This is a genomic window from Chitinophaga horti (assembly GCF_022867795.2).
GTDB classification, from domain to species: Bacteria; Bacteroidota; Bacteroidia; order Chitinophagales; family Chitinophagaceae; genus Chitinophaga; species Chitinophaga horti.
Map to the genome: position 1 here is coordinate 2,721,302 of NZ_CP107006.1, position 19,690 is coordinate 2,740,991.

At 50.8% G+C, this 19,690-nt stretch carries 19 protein-coding genes; 13 read left to right on the plus strand and 6 right to left on the minus strand.

Features of this window, described 5'->3' with window-relative positions:
• Window positions 1-88 precede the first annotated feature (88 nt).
• The 5 genes from MKQ68_RS10930 to MKQ68_RS10950 are packed head-to-tail and all read left to right on the plus strand — an operon-like array spanning window position 89 to window position 5,786.
• On the plus strand, window positions 89-2,371 hold the full coding sequence (locus MKQ68_RS10930) for a TonB-dependent receptor (RefSeq protein ID WP_264283329.1): 2,283 nt from the start codon (window positions 89-91) through the stop codon (window positions 2,369-2,371).
• Window positions 2,372-2,389: 18 nt separating this feature from the next.
• Window positions 2,390-3,607 carry a DUF4374 domain-containing protein gene (locus MKQ68_RS10935; protein WP_264283330.1) on the plus strand — a complete coding sequence of 406 codons (1,218 nt, stop codon included), beginning with the start codon at window positions 2,390-2,392 and terminating at the stop codon, window positions 3,605-3,607.
• 58 nt (window positions 3,608-3,665) lie between these two features.
• Window positions 3,666-3,938, plus strand: coding sequence for a hypothetical protein (locus MKQ68_RS10940; RefSeq protein WP_264283331.1), 273 nt, complete (start codon window positions 3,666-3,668; stop codon window positions 3,936-3,938).
• Window positions 3,939-3,945: 7 nt separating this feature from the next.
• Complete coding sequence (locus MKQ68_RS10945; protein WP_264283332.1) at window positions 3,946-4,236, plus strand: hypothetical protein; 291 nt, start codon at window positions 3,946-3,948, stop codon at window positions 4,234-4,236.
• A 20-nt stretch (window positions 4,237-4,256) separates the two neighbouring features.
• On the plus strand, window positions 4,257-5,786 hold the full coding sequence (locus MKQ68_RS10950) for a PepSY-associated TM helix domain-containing protein (RefSeq protein ID WP_264283333.1): 1,530 nt from the start codon (window positions 4,257-4,259) through the stop codon (window positions 5,784-5,786).
• A 2-nt stretch (window positions 5,787-5,788) separates the two neighbouring features.
• Here MKQ68_RS10950 and MKQ68_RS10955 read toward each other — a convergent pair whose 3' ends face one another.
• Both MKQ68_RS10955 and MKQ68_RS10960 read right to left on the minus strand, forming a co-directional pair.
• Complete coding sequence (locus MKQ68_RS10955; RefSeq protein WP_264283334.1) at window positions 5,789-8,068, minus strand: S41 family peptidase; 2,280 nt, start codon at window positions 8,066-8,068, stop codon at window positions 5,789-5,791.
• Between the two features lie 221 nt (window positions 8,069-8,289).
• Window positions 8,290-9,114, minus strand: coding sequence for a hypothetical protein (locus MKQ68_RS10960; RefSeq protein WP_244843087.1), 825 nt, complete (start codon window positions 9,112-9,114; stop codon window positions 8,290-8,292).
• 242 nt (window positions 9,115-9,356) lie between these two features.
• Here MKQ68_RS10960 and katG point away from each other — a divergent pair, with 242 nt between their 5' ends.
• Window positions 9,357-11,621, plus strand: coding sequence for a catalase/peroxidase HPI (gene katG, locus MKQ68_RS10965; protein ID WP_264283335.1), 2,265 nt, complete (start codon window positions 9,357-9,359; stop codon window positions 11,619-11,621).
• A gap of 165 nt (window positions 11,622-11,786) precedes the next feature.
• Here the strand turns inward: katG and MKQ68_RS10970 are convergent, their stop codons facing one another.
• Entirely contained in the window at window positions 11,787-12,608 is an 822-nt protein-coding gene (locus MKQ68_RS10970) for an alpha/beta fold hydrolase (protein ID WP_244843088.1), read from the minus strand.
• Window positions 12,609-12,773: 165 nt separating this feature from the next.
• A complete protein-coding gene (locus MKQ68_RS10975) occupies window positions 12,774-14,333 on the minus strand; it encodes a Na+/H+ antiporter (protein ID WP_264283336.1) in 1,560 nt (519 codons plus the stop codon).
• A 212-nt stretch (window positions 14,334-14,545) separates the two neighbouring features.
• Between MKQ68_RS10975 and MKQ68_RS10980 the strand changes: the two genes are divergently transcribed.
• The 6 genes from MKQ68_RS10980 (at window position 14,546) to MKQ68_RS11005 (ending at window position 18,594) form a co-directional block, all read left to right on the plus strand.
• The gene (locus tag MKQ68_RS10980; protein ID WP_264283337.1) at window positions 14,546-15,535 is read left to right on the plus strand and encodes a manganese catalase family protein; all 990 of its coding nucleotides are present in this window, start codon (window positions 14,546-14,548) and stop codon (window positions 15,533-15,535) included.
• Window positions 15,501-16,196: a DsbA family protein gene (locus MKQ68_RS10985; protein ID WP_264283338.1), complete on the plus strand. Its 696-nt coding sequence runs from the start codon at window positions 15,501-15,503 to the stop codon at window positions 16,194-16,196. Before MKQ68_RS10980 ends, MKQ68_RS10985 begins: the two co-directional genes overlap by 35 nt.
• Window positions 16,197-16,206: 10 nt before the next feature.
• Window positions 16,207-16,902 carry a DUF421 domain-containing protein gene (locus MKQ68_RS10990; protein ID WP_264283339.1) on the plus strand — a complete coding sequence of 232 codons (696 nt, stop codon included), beginning with the start codon at window positions 16,207-16,209 and terminating at the stop codon, window positions 16,900-16,902.
• A gap of 3 nt (window positions 16,903-16,905) precedes the next feature.
• Window positions 16,906-17,589 carry a DUF421 domain-containing protein gene (locus MKQ68_RS10995; protein ID WP_264283340.1) on the plus strand — a complete coding sequence of 228 codons (684 nt, stop codon included), beginning with the start codon at window positions 16,906-16,908 and terminating at the stop codon, window positions 17,587-17,589.
• Window positions 17,590-17,612: 23 nt separating this feature from the next.
• Complete coding sequence (locus MKQ68_RS11000; RefSeq protein WP_264283341.1) at window positions 17,613-18,137, plus strand: YciE/YciF ferroxidase family protein; 525 nt, start codon at window positions 17,613-17,615, stop codon at window positions 18,135-18,137.
• 82 nt (window positions 18,138-18,219) lie between these two features.
• The gene (locus MKQ68_RS11005; RefSeq protein WP_264283342.1) at window positions 18,220-18,594 is read left to right on the plus strand and encodes a SpoIIAA family protein; all 375 of its coding nucleotides are present in this window, start codon (window positions 18,220-18,222) and stop codon (window positions 18,592-18,594) included.
• Window positions 18,595-18,658: 64 nt separating this feature from the next.
• Here MKQ68_RS11005 and MKQ68_RS11010 read toward each other — a convergent pair whose 3' ends face one another.
• On the minus strand, window positions 18,659-19,096 hold the full coding sequence (locus MKQ68_RS11010; protein ID WP_264283343.1) for a hypothetical protein: 438 nt from the start codon (window positions 19,094-19,096) through the stop codon (window positions 18,659-18,661).
• A 154-nt stretch (window positions 19,097-19,250) separates the two neighbouring features.
• Between MKQ68_RS11010 and MKQ68_RS11015 the strand changes: the two genes are divergently transcribed.
• A complete protein-coding gene (locus MKQ68_RS11015; protein WP_264283344.1) occupies window positions 19,251-19,451 on the plus strand; it encodes a hypothetical protein in 201 nt (66 codons plus the stop codon).
• 40 nt (window positions 19,452-19,491) lie between these two features.
• Here MKQ68_RS11015 and MKQ68_RS11020 read toward each other — a convergent pair whose 3' ends face one another.
• Window positions 19,492-19,683 carry a DUF3606 domain-containing protein gene (locus tag MKQ68_RS11020; protein WP_264283345.1) on the minus strand — a complete coding sequence of 64 codons (192 nt, stop codon included), beginning with the start codon at window positions 19,681-19,683 and terminating at the stop codon, window positions 19,492-19,494.
• Window positions 19,684-19,690: the final 7 nt, after the last annotated feature.

Below are 19,690 nucleotides of genomic sequence, written 5' to 3' on the forward strand. Positions count from 1 at the left end.
TTTTACAAGTTTCGCCCAGTCACCACAATCATTAATCGTAAGCGGAAAAGTATTTACGCAATCGGGAAATTTTGTTTCTCATGTTACTGTGCGATTAAAAGGAACCGGGTTTGGAGGCACCACCGATGCGAAGGGACAATTTGAATTTAAAGCACCCGCGGGCAATTACACGCTCGTAGTAGCACACATCGGATTTGCGACTTACGAAGCGCCGCTCCAGGTCAACAAAGAAGGGATTACACCACTGAAGATCGTATTGCAGGAAAGAAAATCCAACCTGGGCGAAGTGGCCGTAATAGGTAAAACGAAAGCCCAGGAACTAGAGGAAACGGGCTACAGCGTTGAATCGGTGGAGATGCGTGAATTGCAAACACAAAGCATCCAGATTAACCGGTTGCTCGACTGGACACCCGGCGTACGCGTGCGGCAGGAAGCAGGCATGGGGTCGAAATATAACTACTCGCTGAACGGCATGTCTGGTAATGCCATCACGTTTTTTATAGACGGCGTACCGATGTCGTACTTTGGTTCATCTTACACGATCAACAACCTCCCAGTATCGCTGATCAAACGTATTGATGTATACAAAGGCGTAGTGCCGGCAGACCTCGGATCGGATGCGCTTGGTGGCGCCATCAACGTGGTAACGGAAAACAAGAACAAAAAGTACCTGGAGGCGAGTTACAGTTATGGGTCTTTCAATACGCACCAGGCGGTATTGCATGGCCAGTACACACATCCGACCAACCACTTCACCACGCGCTTTTCCGGCTTCTACACTTATTCCGATAACGATTATAAAGTATGGGGTAAAGGAGTGAATTATGCGGATGCATCTACTGGTTACAACTCGGTGGATTTCACAAAAGAAAATCCGGCCGTACGCTTTAACGATCATTTCGAAACATATAATGGCAAGCTCGATGTAGGTTTCGTAAATAATAAATGGGCTGACCAGTTCTTTATCAGCCTGCTGGCCTCGAAGCAGGAAAAAGGTATTCAGACTGGCCAGACGATGGCCACGGTCTATGGCAACCTGCATTACAAGGAAGTATTCCTGATGCCGCATCTCTCCTACCAAAAACAAAACCTGTTTACGAAAGGATTGTACCTGAGCCTTTTTTCGGGCTACTCCGACCGTGAGGGCACTACGGTAGATACGGCGATGGCATTTTATAACTGGAAAGGACATACGACACCGCACCAGCAAGGTGGTGGCGAAATTGCGCGTAATGGCCGATCGCTTTTTACGATGTACGAAAATTCCTGGATTAACCGCGTAAACGTTACTTATCAACTGCCCGCCGAGTTGAAGCTGGGCTTCAACTATCTGAATTCGAGAACGAGCCGGCGCGGTAAAGATCCGTATGTGTCACCCATGCGCGTACCATTAATCGCGCCGCAACATATCAACACCCAGTTTGCCGGCTTATCGCTCGAAACAAGAAAGTTCGACGAACGATTGTATGTAAGCGCGTTTGCTAAATGGTATGATTTCTACACCACCTCCAACGACCTCGAGTACCGGATGATAAACGGTGAGTCGAAGGCGGTGGCCGTTCCCATACAGAATAAAAAGTCAAACTTCGGTGGAGGTATGGCTGCATCTTATAGAATACTATCGGAACTACTCGTAAAATTCTCTATAGAACAGGCCACGCGTCTCCCCTCACCTACCGAAGCATTAGGTAACGGCATCCTGGTGGTGAACAATCCCAACATCAACCCGGAGCAAAGCCTTAATGTAAACCTGGGCGCAACCTGGGGCAGATTGTCACTTGGCGGGCAGCATGGATTGACCGTTACCACGAGCGCGTTTTACAGGAATACGAAAGACCAGATCCTGTATAATATTTCCGGCAGGGACGAAGGCATGTACATTAACGTGGGCAGCACGCTTGGCAAAGGCGTGGAGATGGAAGTTGTCTACGACCTGGGGCACTGGCTGAAAGTAAATGCGAACGCAACCTACCTCGATATCCGCAACAATCAGCGGCTTGACAATGGCGTTCCGAACCTCATTTACCGCGACCGCCTCCGCAATACGCCTTACCTGTTGGGTAACGGGGGTGCGAGTGCCACTATTCCCAACGTGTTCAGGAAGGGAGCAAGATTGTTCGTGTATGTACATGGCAATTACCTGCACAACTTTTACCTGAACTGGCCAAGCCTCGGCAGCCAGAACAAAAAAGAGATCCCTAGCCAGCTGGTATTCGATGCTGGTGTGGGATACACCTTTGCCAAACTGCCACTGAGCCTCTCGTTCGACCTGAACAATTTTACGAATACGCAGGCGTACGACAACTTCCTGCTGCAAAAGCCGGGGCGGGCGGGCTTCCTGAAAGCAACATACAGACTAACCAATAACTAAATATAAATACTATTAAAAATGAAAACTACAGTACGGTTTTATACAGGCGCGATTTGCCTGTCTGTGGCGACGCTTTTCTCCGCATGCGACAAAAATGATGGCGGTGACAAAGGTCCCGATCTGATCAAATATTTTGTGGGTGTGGAAGTAGACGGCAGCGATTATATGGTACCTACAGCCGATATTATGTCGGGCACCATTTCTGCCGTTGGTAAAGGAGTGGAAGGCGTTGCCTATCACGCCGTGGTAAAAGACGGTTTTCTGTATGCTATCAACGGTGATGAAGCTACCCTGGAAAAATACGAGATTACCGAAACGGGGATCACTAAAGTGGGTGCCATTTCTACCGCAGCTGTGATGTCGGGCTCTTTCGCGAGGTACACCGACCTTACCGAAACGAACGACCTGTTGCTGATGAACTTCCCGAACGATGCAGGCAGTGCTCCCTACGCGATCATCGACATCGCGACCTTCAAGGTGGAGAGCTACGGCACGTTTAAAATGCCAGACGTGGATGGATACAAACCTACCTGGTGCCGCGCAACGGTTTCGGGCAATAAAGCATACGTAGGTGCCGAATACACTAATCCTGACCTGTTTGGCGATATCCCCGATTCGCTGATCACCATCGTGTACGATTATCCTTCCTTCACCAATCCTAAAACGATCGTAAGCAAAGCCTCTGCAGGCAGCGTTGCGGGTTACAGGACAAAGGGTTCTTTCAAAGATGAAAAAGGAGATATCTACCAATGGAACCTGCGTAGCAACCAGTGGACATCCAACGTGGAAGACGTTCCGAACACGCCTTGTGTATTCGTAAAGATCAAAAATGGCGACTATGATAATTCTTATGCGTTCAACGTATCTGAGAAATTCACCACACCTGTCAGCATCTGGAATGCCTGGTATGCCGGTAACGGTATCGTGTACGCCAACGTGATCGCGGAAAGCGACCTCGGTGACTGGGCTCAGCTGAAAGAAAACGTAGGTCAGTTACACAAGATCGACATCTATAACAAAACTGTTACAAAACTGAACATTCCTAAAGCGAGGTTTGTAGACATTTTCAGCCTGAGCGCAGCTGACAACGGCAAATTTTACATTCCTGTTAGTGTGAAGGGCGGTGCCGCGAACATTTACGAAATCACGAACAACGGCGGCGCCGATGCGGTGAAAGCCGGTGCTAAACTGGATGGTGCTAATGCAGTTGCTCCGTCGCTGAACATTCTTAAATAAATTCAACACTTGTCACAGCTGTCCTCCTGCAGGGCAGCTGTGATTCTATCGTTGCCTCATGATCGTTTTTTTAGGATTTCTCACTCAGCTGGGCGGATCTTATCTCCTGTACAGCGCCTCTGCCAGGGCTGTTTTCGCCAGAGGCCGCCACCACCGCTATTTGCAGCAGCACCGGCAATTCGCCAGGCTAACCGGTGGCTTCCTGCAAGCGCTATCATTATTCCTGTTTATGCAAAACATGGGCATTAGTGTAGGATTACTATTTGCCTTAGCCAGTTTTATGTGCGTAAGCGGATACATGATCATCCTGTTCCCGCTTTTCAGAAAGTAGAAATTTTATGCCTGCCAATCCAAAATACTTAACGCCAGCCGGCTGGCAACGATTTGCCAAAGTATCAGCCGCCACCCTCGGCGGCTTACTCGTATCCTGCTCATTTCACCTGATGTGGGCTACCTGGTCGCATCACCGCAAGTCGGTTTTACTGACTTACTCCTATACCCTGTTTTTGATGTGGTGCACCCTCATGCTGGTAGCATTCCTTTTTCATAGTGGCTGGAAATGCTGGGCGTGGTATGGTGGCGCCGCTCTTTTGTTTGCCGGCTGCGCCGGATGGGGATTATATTATTGACATAGCGAATCGGGTATTACATGAGTAAACGTACCTACAACATTTTTTATAACCTGCACACGGTGAGTGGCATCGTGATCAGCGTTGGACTGTTTGTCATCTTCTTTGCGGGTGCCTTTACCCTGTTTTATAAAGAAACCGAAGAGTGGGAACGCAGCCAGGCACCCACGGCGGCCGTGGCACCAGCTAAATTACTCCATCTCGACACACTCGTAAGCACGTTAACAAAAGCGGGAAACGATCTGTATGCCCGCGACATCTACATTGACCTGCAGGCAAAAAGCCTGCTGCAACCCGTCTTCCTGGGACGATCGGAAGATTCGCTGGCCACGGGTGCGGCTACGAAATTCAAAAGCCTGTATGTAGACCGTGACTCTTACGCGATCACAGAACAATCCGCAAAATCCTCCGCCACACTAGGAGCACTGTTATATGAACTTCACTTCCTGGAGCAGTTGGGCGACCCGGGATATTACCTGGCCGGACTGATCTCGCTTTTCTTGCTGTTTGCGGTGGTGACAGGCATTATTATCCATTGGAAAAAAATCATTTCGAACTTCTACCTGTTTCGCCCCTACGAAAAACTGAAAACCGTGTGGACCGATGCGCATACTGCACTCGGCATGATCGGCATCCCTTTCCAGTTCATGTACGCACTTACCGGGGCCTGGTTCGGACTGAGCATCCTGGTGGCCAGCTCCGGCTCGCTCTTGTACAATGGCAACCAATCTAAATACTACGAAGAAATTTTTGGCCACCACGAGGCCTATCCAGGTCCACGCATCGACCTGGGCACCCATTCGCTGCAGGCATTCGTTGACAGTGCCAGCTCGCGGTGGGATGGCTTCAGGCTTACGTATATTGCGTTTCATGGTACGGGCAGTGCCAACATGAAAGTGAACATTTACGGTGAGGTAGATTCCAGGTCGGGCTTTTTCAACTTTGGGGAACTGGAGTTTGATGTGGCTACCGGCACTGTTACTCACCTGGAAGATCCCTTCCACAAAAGTTATGACGACCTGGTATCGGCTGCGGTTCACCGGTTGCATTTCGGCTATTTCGGACTGGATGGCTGGCGGCATATGGCCGTGAAAGTGTTGTACTTCCTGTTAGCAATGGCCACCTGTTTTGTGATCATTACCGGCGTGCTCATATGGCTGGAGGCGCGCAAAAAGAAGCCATTCAGCCAGGCTGTAGGACATATATACCTGCCGGTATGCCTCTCCATGCTGCCCATCACTGCGCTGTCCTACCTCGTTTCAAGGCTCACACCTGCTTCCCTTGGCGATTACCGCGCCATGGTCCTGAATTGCGTATTCTTCGGTGGCTGGCTGCTGATGGCCGTTTTCTTCTGGTACAGGAAAAACAACTACCTCACTAATAAATACACATTACTGCTGGCGGGTATATTAGGTGCCTGCGTGCCGGTAGCGGGTTACGCGATGGCCGGCCAATTCGTTTTTGTCGATGGTTTATGGACAGGGCTATCCGTCACGGCGCTGCTAGCCGTTTGGATGGCAGGCAGGCGATCCGCTGCAACGGCTGGATGACGTTACTTACGACTTAGTTCTAACGCCTTGTTAAGTATTTCATCTTCCCCGTTGAGTGTACCACGTACAGTTGGCAACACCAATACATCGGGCGGAATGCCTTTCATATAATGCTGACTACCATCGTGGCGGGTAACTTTTAAACCGGAGAACCGTACCTGGTAACCGCCGAGTAGTGCGATCGTGTTGACGTCGCCGTTAGCACCGGAGGTGGATTCACCTACGATGGTGGCCAGTTTCATATCTTTCATATAACCGGCTATGCTTTCGGCCCAGCTGATGGCAGATGAATTAGTCAGGAAGTAAACTTTGCCTTTTATATGCGGCGTTGCGGGGCGCACATTCCAACCGAGGTGCTGCCATGCTGTTTCTTCGTGGTCGGGGAGCCATGAGCAAGGTATGTGCATCCAACGGCTCGAATCATTTGTAGTGGCCAGCCGGCTGATCAGCTGATTAGCGGCTTCGTCGCGGGGGTAACCGCGGAGGTCGAGCACCAATACCGGTGCGTTAGCAACGGTGTCCAGCTTCTTCTGCAACTCAGGCCAGGTGATGCGGTTAAGCGCGATATACAATGTCTTTTGATCGATGAAGCGGAACGCGGGTGCAGGGGCAGGCTGTGGCATCGACATGTATTTGCGGTTAAAACCGATCCTGATCTGCGCATCTTTTGTTCCGGCAGACCTGATACCCAGCGTTAATGCTGAATCGGAATTGCCATATTGCATCAGCATTACAGCGGTTTGACGAATGGCGAGTTCCGTACCGCCGGAAATACCGGCTTCCATATCACTTATAAACTTTTCAGTTGGCACACCATTGATCGCTATAATTTGCGCGCCACGTTGTATCGACAGCGAACTATCATATACCCTTGTGATCAGCAGCCTATCTTCCACCCATTTCAGTTGCAGCGGCATTGCCCCATTCACCGGGTTTTGAAGCGGAGAGATGACATATATGTGCCCATCGCGCAGACGCGCTGTGAGGCGTTGCATGCTGCGCAAATGACCTGCTTGTCCGGCCTGTGTATAGCTGGCGGTAAGAGCGATTCGCAGATCATTATTCCAGTCAGTGGCCCACTCCTGATAATACGGATGGAAATGCTGGAGCACGTTCCAGGTGATGATCACATTGGCGAGGCGCACATGCAGGCTGTCAGCGCTATATCTAGGATTGATGCGTGTTTCGTAGGCTCTAATAGCAGACTGGTAATCTGCACGCGGATAAGTACCCGTGGAATCACCCCACAATGCAACCGGCATATTGATTTCCAGTCCGGCCCCAATCTCTTTGATTACCCGGTCCCCAGGCTTCACTGCCAGGTCGAATATACTTTTTGTTGACGGAAAGGTCGGACCAGGCGATTTTCTTTCAAAAGAGACCGCCTGTTTGCCTGATGGTGTGGCTACTTCGCGCACACGGGCTATTACTTCCGGGCTGGCAGCACCATCCCAGTTGGCGGGCCGCTCTCCGGTCTTATCTTCTTCAAAGTTTGCGTTTTTCAGCGGAATAGATTGCCATCCTTCGGGCGTTTCCATCTCCAGTTTAAAATCATCCACCAGGATGCTTCCATTCCTGTCAATAAACACACCTGCGCTCAGCGCCTTCATATTATCCGGCACTTTACCATATATCGTATCCCGCTTCCAGTCGCGCGCAGGGCCTGCAAGCTGCCGGTTACCCATATTTGCGACGAATACCCAGGAATCATTGTCCAGCTGACCGCGCATGAACAACTGCGCACTGCCATATTCCAGCGAAGCGATTTTTATCGCCGCCGACCAGCGTATTCTTTTCCCCCTGGCGGCACCCGTTTCCAGTTGCGTCGCGATGGCGTTGACCGTGTTGTTGTTGGCGGGCGGCATCTTCTTCACAAAACCGTTCGCGCGAACCGAATTATAAGTACGCGTATTAAGTCCTTCTCCATAACCATAGTGCTGCCAGGCCACCGTGCACATCCCTGTCGTATCGGGCGGTGTAATACCCGGCAGGGCTATTGGTGCTCCTTTCGGGTAGATGGTAAGTCCGGGTGCGAGCGGGCCAAATAACGTTGTGAGCGTACTTTGCAGCTCTTTTGTATCACGGGCCTTCTCTACCGCCGCCGCGCCGGTTACCGCGAACTGATCCCAATCCGTTACCGTAGCCATATCAGAGGGGTGAAAGTAACGTACGTATCCATACAACTTGGTGAAGGCCTGCAAATGATCGATCTGCCGGGAAGTTTGTGCTTGCGTGGAAAGGGCCGTAAAGGTAAAGAGGGCGGCCAGTTGGCGTTTAAACATGGGTTACTTGTTGGGATGTGTTTAGGTAATAGCTATCAAGATAGCAGATTTTTGGAGGGAAACAAATAATACATTTGTTATCGTAGCGGGGCAAAAAAAAGAGGCTGACCCAAAAGTAATGGTCTACCCCTTTTTTATTTGGATACCTGATGGAGACCTTTCGTAGTAAAAGCGATTCTCAAAGCCTTCATATCACTTTTTTTCGTCAGCCCCCTATCTAACTATTTACGTTTCCATTTTTCCCATAGCGCCGTGGCCTTCATGCCCTGCGGTCCTCGGTAGGCGGCTCGCTCCTGCTTATACTTATCGAGGGTTACCATCGCGGCCTTGTACATGGCAGAATCGGCAGCAGATGGCTGGTGGCCTTTCGGCATGGCCCAGGTGAAGTAACCGGTTTTTGCTGCAAATACGGGAATTGCAAAGAAGTCGCGCGGCACACGGCGAATGCTGGTGTCAGCTTCTACCTTGCGGTTCGCATCCACGAAGAAATCGACTGCGTAATCGGGATATCCGAAAAAGTAGCCGTACGCGCGGTTACGGTCATGCGGCGTTTCATACTCTATCACCGCCAGAATGGTAGCAGGATCTGTTGCCGGTGTAAAACCCCATTGACTAAAAAACTCGGGATGACTGGCGATGGCGGCCGCGAACTTGCTCCTGCGCACCACGCACACCTCCATCGTTCGATCTTGCCCGCTTGTCGCTTTGAAAGGCATCATAACAAACAAGTGGTCGCCGGTGCTCAGCTGCCTGCAGATGCGGGCGTATTGAGCAGCAGTGGCAGGCAAACTATCAGGATGCGTAGCTACACGGTCGCCGTCCTTTACACCAGGGCGTTTCGCCACAGGATACTGAAAGTACTTCACGCTGCTGATCGGCTTGATCGTATCTAATAAGGTGTAAATAGCCTCGTGGTCTAATGCCCAGGCCAGCATACTGTCGGCCAGTGGCTGATCTTCCTTCGCCAATACGTTTACAGCCAGCTTGCGGCTGGAGTTACAGGCGATCGCGCCTATGCAGATAAATAAAAGGAATGCCTTTCTCATGGTATATACTTATGCAACAAAGCTGCAAATGTAGAGTATTTATGTTACCTTAAAGGGAATATCTGAACATTCCGGACAGGCAGCTGTTATACCTCACGAATTGACGAAGTTGGCAGTCATAGATTTTAACTATCTTATCATAGAAATAAATTGACCAGACTTATAACTCAATCACCTACTTTTGACCAACCTGCACAACATTGTGCAAACTCAATTGTTATTCCACACCACAAACTTAAATAATGGGAAAAGAATCAAACGACATCAGCAAATGCCCGTTTCACAATGGCAGCATGAAAAACAACGTAGGCGGCGGTGGCACCAGGAATCGCGACTGGTGGCCGAACCAGTTAAAATTGAACATTCTTCGTCAGCACTCTTCTTTATCAGATCCGCTGGAGAAAGATTTTAATTACGCAGACGCTTTTAACAGCCTGGACCTCGAAGCGGTGAAGAAAGATCTTCATGCGCTGATGACCGACTCGCAAGATTGGTGGCCGGCGGACTTTGGGCATTACGGCCCGCTGTTCGTACGTATGGCGTGGCATAGTGCAGGTACTTATCGCGTAACGGACGGTCGCGGTGGGGCCGGTGCGGGACAACAACGTTTTGCGCCGCTTAACAGCTGGCCCGACAACGTAAGCCTCGACAAAGCGCGCAGGTTATTGTGGCCTATCAAACAAAAGTATGGTCAAAAGATTTCCTGGGCAGACTTACTGATATTAACCGGCAACGTTGCACTGGAATCCATGGGCTTTAAAACCTTTGGCTTTGCAGGCGGCAGACCGGATGTGTGGGAGCCGGATGAGGATGTATACTGGGGATCTGAACGTACCTGGCTCGGTGGCGATATCCGCTACGCACACGGCTCAGAAGGCGTTCCCAAAGAACATGGTGTCGTATCTTCTGATGACGATGCCGATGGCGACACGCACTCCCGCAACCTGGAAAAACCACTGGCGGCAGTGCAAATGGGATTGATCTACGTAAACCCGGAAGGTCCGGATGGTAATCCTGACCCGATCAAAGCAGCAAAAGATATTCGCGATACGTTCGGCCGCATGGCCATGAATGATGAGGAAACAGTGGCACTCATCGCGGGTGGGCACACATTCGGCAAAACGCACGGTGCTGCTCCATCTTCTCATGTTGGAAAAGAGCCTGAAGCGGCCGGACTGGAAGCACAGGGCCTTGGCTGGCACAACAGCTTTGGCTCCGGTAAAGGTAAAGACACCATTACCAGCGGCCTGGAGGTGACCTGGACGCAAACGCCTACGCAGTGGAGCAATCACTTTTTCGAAAACTTGTTCAAGTTTGAATGGGAACTGACGAAAAGCCCTGCAGGCGCGCACCAATGGGTAGCAAAAACCACCGAGTTATCTATCCCCGACGCATACGACAGCAGCAAAAAACACCTGCCCACGATGCTCACTACGGATCTTTCTTTACGGTTTGATCCTGCTTACGAAAAGATATCGCGCCACTTCCTGGAAAACCCGGAAGCCTTTGCAGATGCCTTCGCCCGCGCCTGGTTCAAACTCACGCACCGCGATATGGGACCGCGTGAACGTTATCTCGGCCCGGAAGTACCATCAGAAGCACTTATCTGGCAAGATCCGATTCCGGCGGTAGATTATACTTTGGTAGATGATAATGATGTAGCTGGTCTGAAAGAGAAAGTGCTGGCCTCCGGTCTTAGTGTATCCGAACTCGTTGGTACAGCCTGGGCTTCTGCTTCGACCTTCCGTGGTTCCGATAAACGTGGTGGTGCTAATGGCGCGCGCATCGCACTGGCACCGCAAAAACATTGGAGGGTGAACAATCCTCCACAACTGCAAAAGGTGTTGGGCGTACTGGAAGGCATCAGGAATGAATTTAACGGTACCGGTAAAAAGATATCGCTTGCCGACCTGATCGTGCTCGCCGGTGCTGCCGGTGTAGAAAAGGCCGCAAAGGATGCCGGCCACGACATCAAGGTGCCATTCACACCTGGCCGTAACGACGCCACCCAGGATCAGACCGACGTTGAATCCATCAGCTACCTGGAACCACTGGCAGATGGCTTCCGCAACTACCGCAATCCGAAGGTGCAGGTTTCTACAGAGGAACTGCTGATCGATAAAGCACAACTGCTCACGCTTTCTGCCCCTGAACTAACCGTATTAGTCGGCGGCCTGCGTGCGATCAACATTAACTACGACGGCTCCCGTCACGGTGTGTTCACGACTCGCGCAGGACAATTAACGAACGACTTCTTCGTGAACCTGCTCAACATGAACACCGCATGGAAAGCAGCCTCAGAAGACCGCGAACTGTACGAAGGCACCGACCGTGCTACCGGCGCCCCTAACTGGACCGCCACCCGCGCCGACCTGGTATTCGGCTCAAACGCAGAATTGCGGGCCATTGCCGAAGTATACGGCAGCTCCGATGCACAGGGCAAGTTCGTGAAAGACTTTGTGGCTGCGTGGACAAAAGTGATGAACCTGGACAGGTTTGATATTTAGAACGCTGCTTTGTTTATGATAGAAAAGGGGCTGTCTCAAAAGTAATTTCTACCCGTTTTTATACGGGTACCTGATGGAGAAATTTTTCGTTTACGCGATTCTCATGACCATCAAACTACTTTTGAGACAGCCTCTTTTTGCTTAGTACATTATGCTTGGACTACACTACTTCTTAATCCACTCTAACAGATCTTTGTTGATCGTTTCGTGCTCTGTAGTTGGCATACCGTGCGGGAAGCCGGGGTAAGTGATCAGCGTGCCGTTCTTAACGAGTTTCGCTGCTTTTACTGCGGAGTTAGCGTAAGGAACGATCTGATCATCGTCACCGTGCATGATGAGCACAGGAATATCTACATTCTTCAAGTCTTCGGTGAAGTCAGTTTCAGAGAAAACCTTGATACAATCGTAATGTGCTTTGATGGAACCCATCATACCCTGGCGCCACCAGTTGTGCTGAATACCGCTGGACACTTTCGCCCCTTCACGGTTGTAGCCGTAGAAAGGGACCGTAAGATCGAAATAGAACTGGGAACGGTGGTTCGCAGTATTATTACGGATATCATCGAATACGGAAATATCAACGCCATCAGGATTAGCCTCAGACTTCACCATTACCGGCGGAACAGCGCTGATCAGCACAGCTTTGGAGATAAGACCTTTACCGAATTTATTGGCGTACCGGATCACTTCGCCACCGCCGGTAGAGTGACCTACGTGGATCGCATCTTTCAGGTCGAGCGCTTTTACAAGTTCATATACGTCGGACGCATAAGTATCCATATCATGACCGTATGGCGTTTGGGTAGAACGACCGTGACCGCGCCTATCGTGGGCAATTACACGGTAACCGCGCTCCAGGAAGAAGAACAGTTGTGCATCCCAGTCTTCGGATGACAACGGCCAGCCGTGGTGAAACACGATCGGCTGTCCGGTTCCCCAGTCTTTATAAAATATTTCAACGCCGTCTTTTAATTTAATTGTGCTCATTGGAATGAATTTAAGAAATATTGAAAGGTGATTGATTCGTACCGGGAGCTAAATTATTTCTAAACGCTTAAACGTGCGTGATTTATCTATTGTCCTTTTCCCCGCAATACTTGGATATTTACACAGGGACCCAGCGGAGACGGGCATTTGCGGGAACGCGGACGATCATTTGAGCCGCAGCTTCTCTTCTTCCAGGTCAATGAGGTGGAGAAATTTACGCACGACTTCTTCGTCGAGCCGTTGTTCGCGTTTATTCTTTTCTAACAACAGTTGCCGCTGGCGCTCCAGCACCCGGAGGTAAATGACGCGCATGTTGCCGGCAGCGATTACTCCATCTTTACCAGCCAGCTGCAATTCCCAATGGGCAGCCAGCTTTTGCAGGGAAACGTTTCGCGTTAATTCCTCCCGATGATGCTCGTCAAGGTAAGCCAATGTGTGCTGCGCAAGTTCCTCACGAATCTGGCGTTCAGCTTCTTCTTCCGGCAGATGATCATTAAAAGCCGGCGGTTGCACTTTTTTGATCAACAGTGGCAATGTGAGCCCCTGCAAGACCAGCGTAACGAGTATCACTATAAAGGTGATGAATAACACCAGGTTACGCTGCGGAAAAGCCACCGGGATGGAAAGCGCTGCTGCCAGCGACACCACGCCCCGCATGCCGGTCCACCCCATAATCAGAGGTCCCCTGAAACCCGGGTTGCGATCGGCGACCGTAATAAAGTAACTCGCGATCCTCGTAACGATAACAGCTCCGAAAGCGGCCAACATACGACCTATGATCAATACGAAGGAGATGAGCAACGCATATCCTGTAGCTGCAGTGATACTTACACCCTCTTCTCTTAAGCCAGATACAATTTCCGGGAGATCCAATCCAATGAGCAGGAACACCAATCCGTTTAACAGAAAAACCAGGCTTTGCCAGACGTTTTCGCCACGCAGTCGGGAAGCGCCGTTCAGGAAAGTATGCCGGTGGTAAGAAAGAAACAGTCCGCCGCTTACGACAGCCAGTACGCCGGAGCTATGCACCGCTTCTGCGGCCATATACATGGCGTAGGGCGTAACTAGTGTAAGCACGGTATCTGTATTAACATCCGTAGGAAGCTTTTTATGTGCTTTTAGAAAAATGAAGCCTACCAGTAAGCCAACCGCTACACCGCCCAAGACCATCCATCCGAAGGTAAAAGCCGCTTTATACCAAACGAACTGCCCGGTCGCAACGGCGATCATGGCAAAACGAAAAATGATCAGGGAAGATGCATCGTTCAACAGGCTCTCCCCTTCTAAAATAGAAGACATCCGTTTCGGCACCTTCACAAACTTGAGAATAGCCGAGGCACTCACGGCATCCGGAGGCGATACGATGCCACCCAGTACAAAGCCTAACGCCAGTGAGAAGCCGGGAATAAAGGCATTTGCGACCAGGGCGACGGAAATGGCGGTAAGAAAAACCACGATAAACGCAAAACTGCCGATAATACGGCGCCAGTGCCACAGCTCTTTCCAGGAGTTTGCCCAGGCTGCTTCATACAACAGCGGCGGCAAAAAGATGATAAAGATGAGTTCAGGATCGATCTTCAATATCGGAATACCGGGTATGAAGGAAACGAGCAATCCCGCCAGTACCAGCAACACAGGGTACGCTACCTTAATTTTGTTACCGAGCATGATCAACAGTACGATAAGTACGATCAGGGCCAGGTAAAAAGGAAAATGATCGAGCATAGAAAAAGGCGTAATAAATAAACGATCCTAAATTAGGCATAACGGCCGAAGTACACAAGACCCCGCTGCCCCACGCATGTTTCCTATTTTGCCCATCGCTCCCCATATTCCCCGGCAAGCCCATCCGCTACAGCGTTTCAGCACAAATGGGAATATATTTTGCGCTCATACCTATTGACAAACTCAATCGCATCCTCTTAAAGCTTCCATTTATGTTTTACCATGTAAAAGAATTACAGTTCAATGCGCGGGTGAGTAAACCCGATCCGAAGTTCGCGACCCTATTGCTGGAACAATTTGGCGGCGCCAATGGCGAGTTAGCTGCGGCGCTTCGCTATTTCGGCCAGGCTTTTGGCGCACGTAATCCGTTTCCCGACAAGTACGATATGCTGATGGACATTGCCACAGAGGAATTCAGCCACCTCGAGATCGTAGGCGCCACCATCCAGATGTTGTTGCAGGGCATTAACGGCGACCTGAAAAAGGCGGCGGAAGAATCAGAGATCATGTCTTTGCTGAATGGCAAGCAGGCTCGCGAAGACTATATCCATTCGGTAGCCGTGGCACCACAACTGTTCGTCGCTACCGGCGGCGGACCCGCCTACACCAACAGTCAGGGCGTTCCCTGGTCGGCGGCCTACATTAATGGTGATTGTAACGGCGACCTTACGGTTGACCTGCGTTCTAACATTGCAGCAGAATCCAGGGCGAAGATCACTTACGAATACCTGTTACAGTTTACAGACGACCCGTATGTGAAGGAAACGCTCAACTTCCTGATGACGCGGGAAGTAGCGCACTTCCAGATGTTTGAGGCCGCGCTGGAAACCATTCAGCCAAACTTCCCTCCTGGCGTACTGCAAAGCGATCCGCGCTACAGCAACCTGTACTTCAATATGTCGAATGGTGCGGCGGTACGCGGCCCGTGGAACCAGGGCGAAAGCTCCCAGTTTGGTGAAACCTGGCAGTACATTGACGATCCGGTGGCTTACGTGCTGGAAACTAACGGCCTGCTTGACGTAGAACCACAGGGCACCGCACGTACACCAGAAGGCGTACAGGCCATCGACGAAGGTATGAGTAAAGAGCGCGGAATGGAAATAGATGCAGCAGTGCCGATTGGTGAACAATGCTGGAGCCAGAGCGAAAAAGACAAACAAATTGAGAATGGAACTAAAGGAAAAAAGAAGAAAAGTAAATAGTAATCCCCTTCCAGGCAATGGGGCGGACCGGCTGGCACTTGTGCTGTATACCGATCCGCTCTGCTGCTGGAGCTGGGCGTTCACGCAGATATTGGACAAATGGCGCGCATCATGTGGTCATGAAGTAACCGTGCGCTACGTAATGGGCGGCATGCTGGCCGATTGGAAAAGCTACCAGGACGAAGTGCGGGCAGTCACTAAGCCGATCCAAATGGGACCGGTGTGGCTGGAAGCGCGGCAGATGGCGGGCATCCAGCTGGACGACCGCATCTGGTTTAATGATCCGCCAGCATCCTCCTACCCTGCCTGTGTGGCCGTAAAAGCTGCCGGACTGCAATCTGGAGATGCAGGTGAGCGCTACCTTCGGGCAGTGCAACAGGCAGTGATGACGGGCGGAAAAAACATCGCGAAGAAAGAAGTATTGTTATCCATTGCGGCGCAGCTACCCGACTTCGACACAACACGATTCGCAAACGATTTACAAGGACCTGAGGCACTGGCGGCCTTTAAAGCCGATCTCGCAGAAGTAGCATCATCAAGCATTACAAGATTTCCATCCCTGGTAATCGGCGGCGCAACAACTGCCCGCAAACTGATGCTCACAGGATACCGGCCAATGGAAGCACTGGAAGCAAGTATAAAGCAACTGACTACTAATTGACACATTGAACATGCAACGGCACGAGATTTTTTTCGACGACATACAGCGCTGGCTGTTTGGCCTCAGTTCCCCCGAGTTCCTGATAGAGATATTCTTTAGAACGATACTGATTTACTTATTATTACTGTTGACCGTACGTTTGTTGGGTAGCCGCATGGCGGCCCAGTCAACTGTTACAGAGATGGCGGTGATGATTACCCTGGGTGCCATCGTATCACCCGTTATGCAAATTTCCCAACGCGGGCTGGTGTTCGGCATCGTAGCCCTGGTATGTGCATTACTGTTTCAACGTGGCCTGAACTTCTGGGCATACAAAAACAGTAAGATTGAAACACTCACGCAGGGTCGTACACACATGCTGGTACTAAACGGCAGGATCAACCTGCCGGAGTTGCAACGCAGCCGGGTAACGCGGCAACAGCTGTTTGCATTGTTACGCGGCGAAGAGGTGTATACACTGGGCGATGTGGAGCGGGCTTATATGGAGGCATGCGGCATACTTACCATCTTTAAGATGAAAAAACCCCAGGCCGGGTTAGCAGTGATGCCACCGGCAGACAAGTCCATGCTCGGGGAACTGTTTCGCGAAAACGAGCAATCAGCCTGCGGCAACTGCGGGCATACGCAACCGGTTTCTCAGCCGCAGGAACACTGCCCCGTTTGTACCCTGGCCAGTTGGGAGCCGACATTTATTTCAAAACAATAACCCGTGGAAGAGCAAGTAGTAAATATTACCGACTGGAAACGCATTATCGCCGGCGAGGCGCCCGCCATTTTTTACCTGGAGATCATGATCCGCGCAGCAATTGTCTACGCTGTATTGATGACGAGCATGCGGCTCATAGGGCCGCGCATGTCATCGCAGATCAGCCGGCTGGAGCTGGCGACCATGGTGGCCCTGGCTTCTGCCATTGGTGTGCCCTTGCTGGACCCGGCTGCCCCTATCACCCCGGTAATTATCATCGCCATCCCGGTGGTGCTGATAAGTCGCTGGATGGCCCACCGCAGCTTTATCAACGAGCGTTTCGAGCATGCTGTTCATGGGTCCACCGCCATGCTGGTAGAAGATGGACGGCTACAGCTGAAGGCGATGCAAAAAACACTCACCACCCGGGAGCGGCTACGGGCGCACCTGCGTTCTAAAGGATATGTACAACTCGGCGCGGTGAAACGGGTATATCTCGAACCCAACGGGCAGTTTACCATTATCCCAAAAGAAAAGGCGTCGCCGGGCTTATGCCTGCTACCCGCCTGGGATGAGGAGATGATCAATTCCCGCGTAACGCAAACAAAAGAACACATCTGCCACCACTGCGGCACCAGCGGCAATCCGGGACAGGTTTGCACCGTATGCGGCCGCGACGAATGGACCACTGCCGTAGTCGAAAAATAATTCATCTCTAAAACAGAAATAACATGGAAACACTAACAGGAAACGTCGTAGACAACCGGCTTGAGCTCTTCTTCTCTACCATGCTGAAGGAGGTGTACTGGGCCGAACAAAACCTTGTGAACGTATTAACCACCATGCAGAATGCCGCTACTAATCCGGAGCTGGCACAGGCATTTGGCACCCACCGCGCACAAACAGAGAAGCATGTAAAAGTCGTAGAAGAGGTATTCGAAGCAATGGGATTGCCGGCCGAAGCGGAACGCTGCGCAGGCCTGCAGGGCTTGTTCGACGAAGGCTGGAAGGTGATCGACGAAACCGAAGATGGTACCGCGCAACGGGACGTAGCGCTTATCATCGCCGCTCAGAAAGTGGAACATTATGAGATTGCCTGTTATGGCAGCCTGTGCACGCTGGCCATAACTATTGGCCAAACGGAGATCGCCAAAAAACTGCGTAAAGTATTAAATGAAGAAAAAGAAACCGACGCCCTGCTCACCATCATTGCCGAAAGCAAGATCAATGCGCAGGCGAGCGAAGAAACAATTTAAAATTGATTTCGTAATAGCCATAGGAAAACGGGGATGGATATCGAACCTTACCCGCGTATTCATTTAACCTCAGCATTTGCTTATGATAACGCTGCTAACCGGCTATCCGCCACATGTAGCCGCCTACGCGGCTTCCGGGGCTGTGAGTAAGGAAGAATATGAACAACTGGTGATGCGCCGTGTGAACGAAGTGGCGGATCAATATGGCAAGATCAACTTTCTTGTACTGTTAGATACCAGCTTTTCGAACTACAGCATGGGGGCATTCCTGGAATATTTGCAGATCAGTTTCCGCCATTTCTTTAAATGGGAACGGATGGCGATTGTGTCGGAGGAGGCCTGGGTACGGCGGGCATACGAGCTGTTAAGCCCACTCGTACACGGAGAAATCAGAAGTTACACGCATGAAGAACTGACCGTTGCCCGCGACTGGGTGTCAGGGCCGTTATCGTCCTGACGCCCGCTACGGCGGGACTTAAGAATAGGAATTTCCTATAACCACTCACGGAAGCGAGGCTTTTTTAGCCTCGCTTTTCTTTTTCGTCTGTATGCTCGAATAACAATGGCAGGCAAAACACCATATGTGCGGGCAACAATTGCGTTAAGAAGCCCACCAGATCGGCCGGCGGTGGCGACGGGTGTTTGCGGAACATCTGCCTCCATGCAGCAATACCGGCTATGCCACCTACAATGCCGAACACAAGCGGTTTGGCTAATCCTCCGCGTTTTGCCACCGCACGAAACCCGGCCATCATCCCCAGGCCGATCGCGTAATGCAACGCCCATCCGGCTTTACGCGCATGTTCTTTACGCAATCCGGGCACGCCGCGCCGCACTAATTCCCCAAGTAATTCCGGCTCACTGTAGTTTTCCTGCATCTTGCGGGACAGCATATGACTGAACATCGTCATGGCTGTTGTTCCCGCTGCTCCTTCTAATAGTGTTCGTGTTACTTTCATAGTCAAACGGTTTATACTATTGGTTTTGCAAAAGACATTCCAGCTGCTTACAGCGCCTGATGACCATCCGGATAGTACACACCGTTGCAAAACCTTCCCCACACTACGTCCGGAACGAAATTTGTTAGTATACCTTACTTAATCGTTTAGTAACATGATAGCGACAACATACACCAGCGACAACCATTATGCGGAATTGCCCTGCTCCTGTAACGACATTTCTGCTTACCATTGGGCCGGCACCGACTTATTTGTATTGTGCCTGAACAACCGCGAGATCGTTCGCTTTTACCCCAGCGATACCAGCGGATTTCTTACATGGCTTCGTACAAAAAACATACGGCAGGTAGCATAAGCTCCTGCCGTATCTTAGCCGTCATACTCCTGTAAAAACGTCAACCAACAGGAGGATGATCGCGAAAGTATTTTTCTAAGGCTTCCCTGTCATTCCCCACTTTACTTATCGCCTCCAGTACATCATTGCGGGAAACACCCAGTTTGTGTTGAAAATATTCAATCTCGTATGCTTGTCCGGCCGCTACCTGCTCACGGTCACGGCCCCCCTTCAAATCTTTATCGTCACTCATAACTGCT

Bases quoted from the DNA above. Each gene is read 5' to 3' on its own strand.
- MKQ68_RS11010 (WP_264283343.1), bottom strand. From the start codon at position 19,096: ATGAAAGTAACACGAACACTATTAGAAGGAGCAGCGGGAACAACAGCC.
- katG (WP_264283335.1), top strand. From the start codon at position 9,357: ATGGGAAAAGAATCAAACGACATCAGCAAATGCCCGTTTCACAATGGC.
- MKQ68_RS10975 (WP_264283336.1), bottom strand. From the start codon at position 14,333: ATGCTCGATCATTTTCCTTTTTACCTGGCCCTGATCGTACTTATCGTA.
- MKQ68_RS11005 (WP_264283342.1), top strand. From the start codon at position 18,220: ATGATAACGCTGCTAACCGGCTATCCGCCACATGTAGCCGCCTACGCG.
- MKQ68_RS10950 (WP_264283333.1), top strand. From the start codon at position 4,257: ATGAGTAAACGTACCTACAACATTTTTTATAACCTGCACACGGTGAGT.
- MKQ68_RS10955 (WP_264283334.1), bottom strand. From the start codon at position 8,068: ATGTTTAAACGCCAACTGGCCGCCCTCTTTACCTTTACGGCCCTTTCC.
- MKQ68_RS11000 (WP_264283341.1), top strand. From the start codon at position 17,613: ATGGAAACACTAACAGGAAACGTCGTAGACAACCGGCTTGAGCTCTTC.
- MKQ68_RS10940 (WP_264283331.1), top strand. From the start codon at position 3,666: ATGATCGTTTTTTTAGGATTTCTCACTCAGCTGGGCGGATCTTATCTC.
- MKQ68_RS10980 (WP_264283337.1), top strand. From the start codon at position 14,546: ATGTTTTACCATGTAAAAGAATTACAGTTCAATGCGCGGGTGAGTAAA.
- MKQ68_RS10945 (WP_264283332.1), top strand. From the start codon at position 3,946: ATGCCTGCCAATCCAAAATACTTAACGCCAGCCGGCTGGCAACGATTT.
- MKQ68_RS11020 (WP_264283345.1), bottom strand. From the start codon at position 19,683: ATGAGTGACGATAAAGATTTGAAGGGGGGCCGTGACCGTGAGCAGGTA.
- MKQ68_RS10970 (WP_244843088.1), bottom strand. From the start codon at position 12,608: ATGAGCACAATTAAATTAAAAGACGGCGTTGAAATATTTTATAAAGAC.
- MKQ68_RS10990 (WP_264283339.1), top strand. From the start codon at position 16,207: ATGCAACGGCACGAGATTTTTTTCGACGACATACAGCGCTGGCTGTTT.
- MKQ68_RS10985 (WP_264283338.1), top strand. From the start codon at position 15,501: ATGGAACTAAAGGAAAAAAGAAGAAAAGTAAATAGTAATCCCCTTCCA.
- MKQ68_RS10935 (WP_264283330.1), top strand. From the start codon at position 2,390: ATGAAAACTACAGTACGGTTTTATACAGGCGCGATTTGCCTGTCTGTG.
- MKQ68_RS10960 (WP_244843087.1), bottom strand. From the start codon at position 9,114: ATGAGAAAGGCATTCCTTTTATTTATCTGCATAGGCGCGATCGCCTGT.
- MKQ68_RS11015 (WP_264283344.1), top strand. From the start codon at position 19,251: ATGATAGCGACAACATACACCAGCGACAACCATTATGCGGAATTGCCC.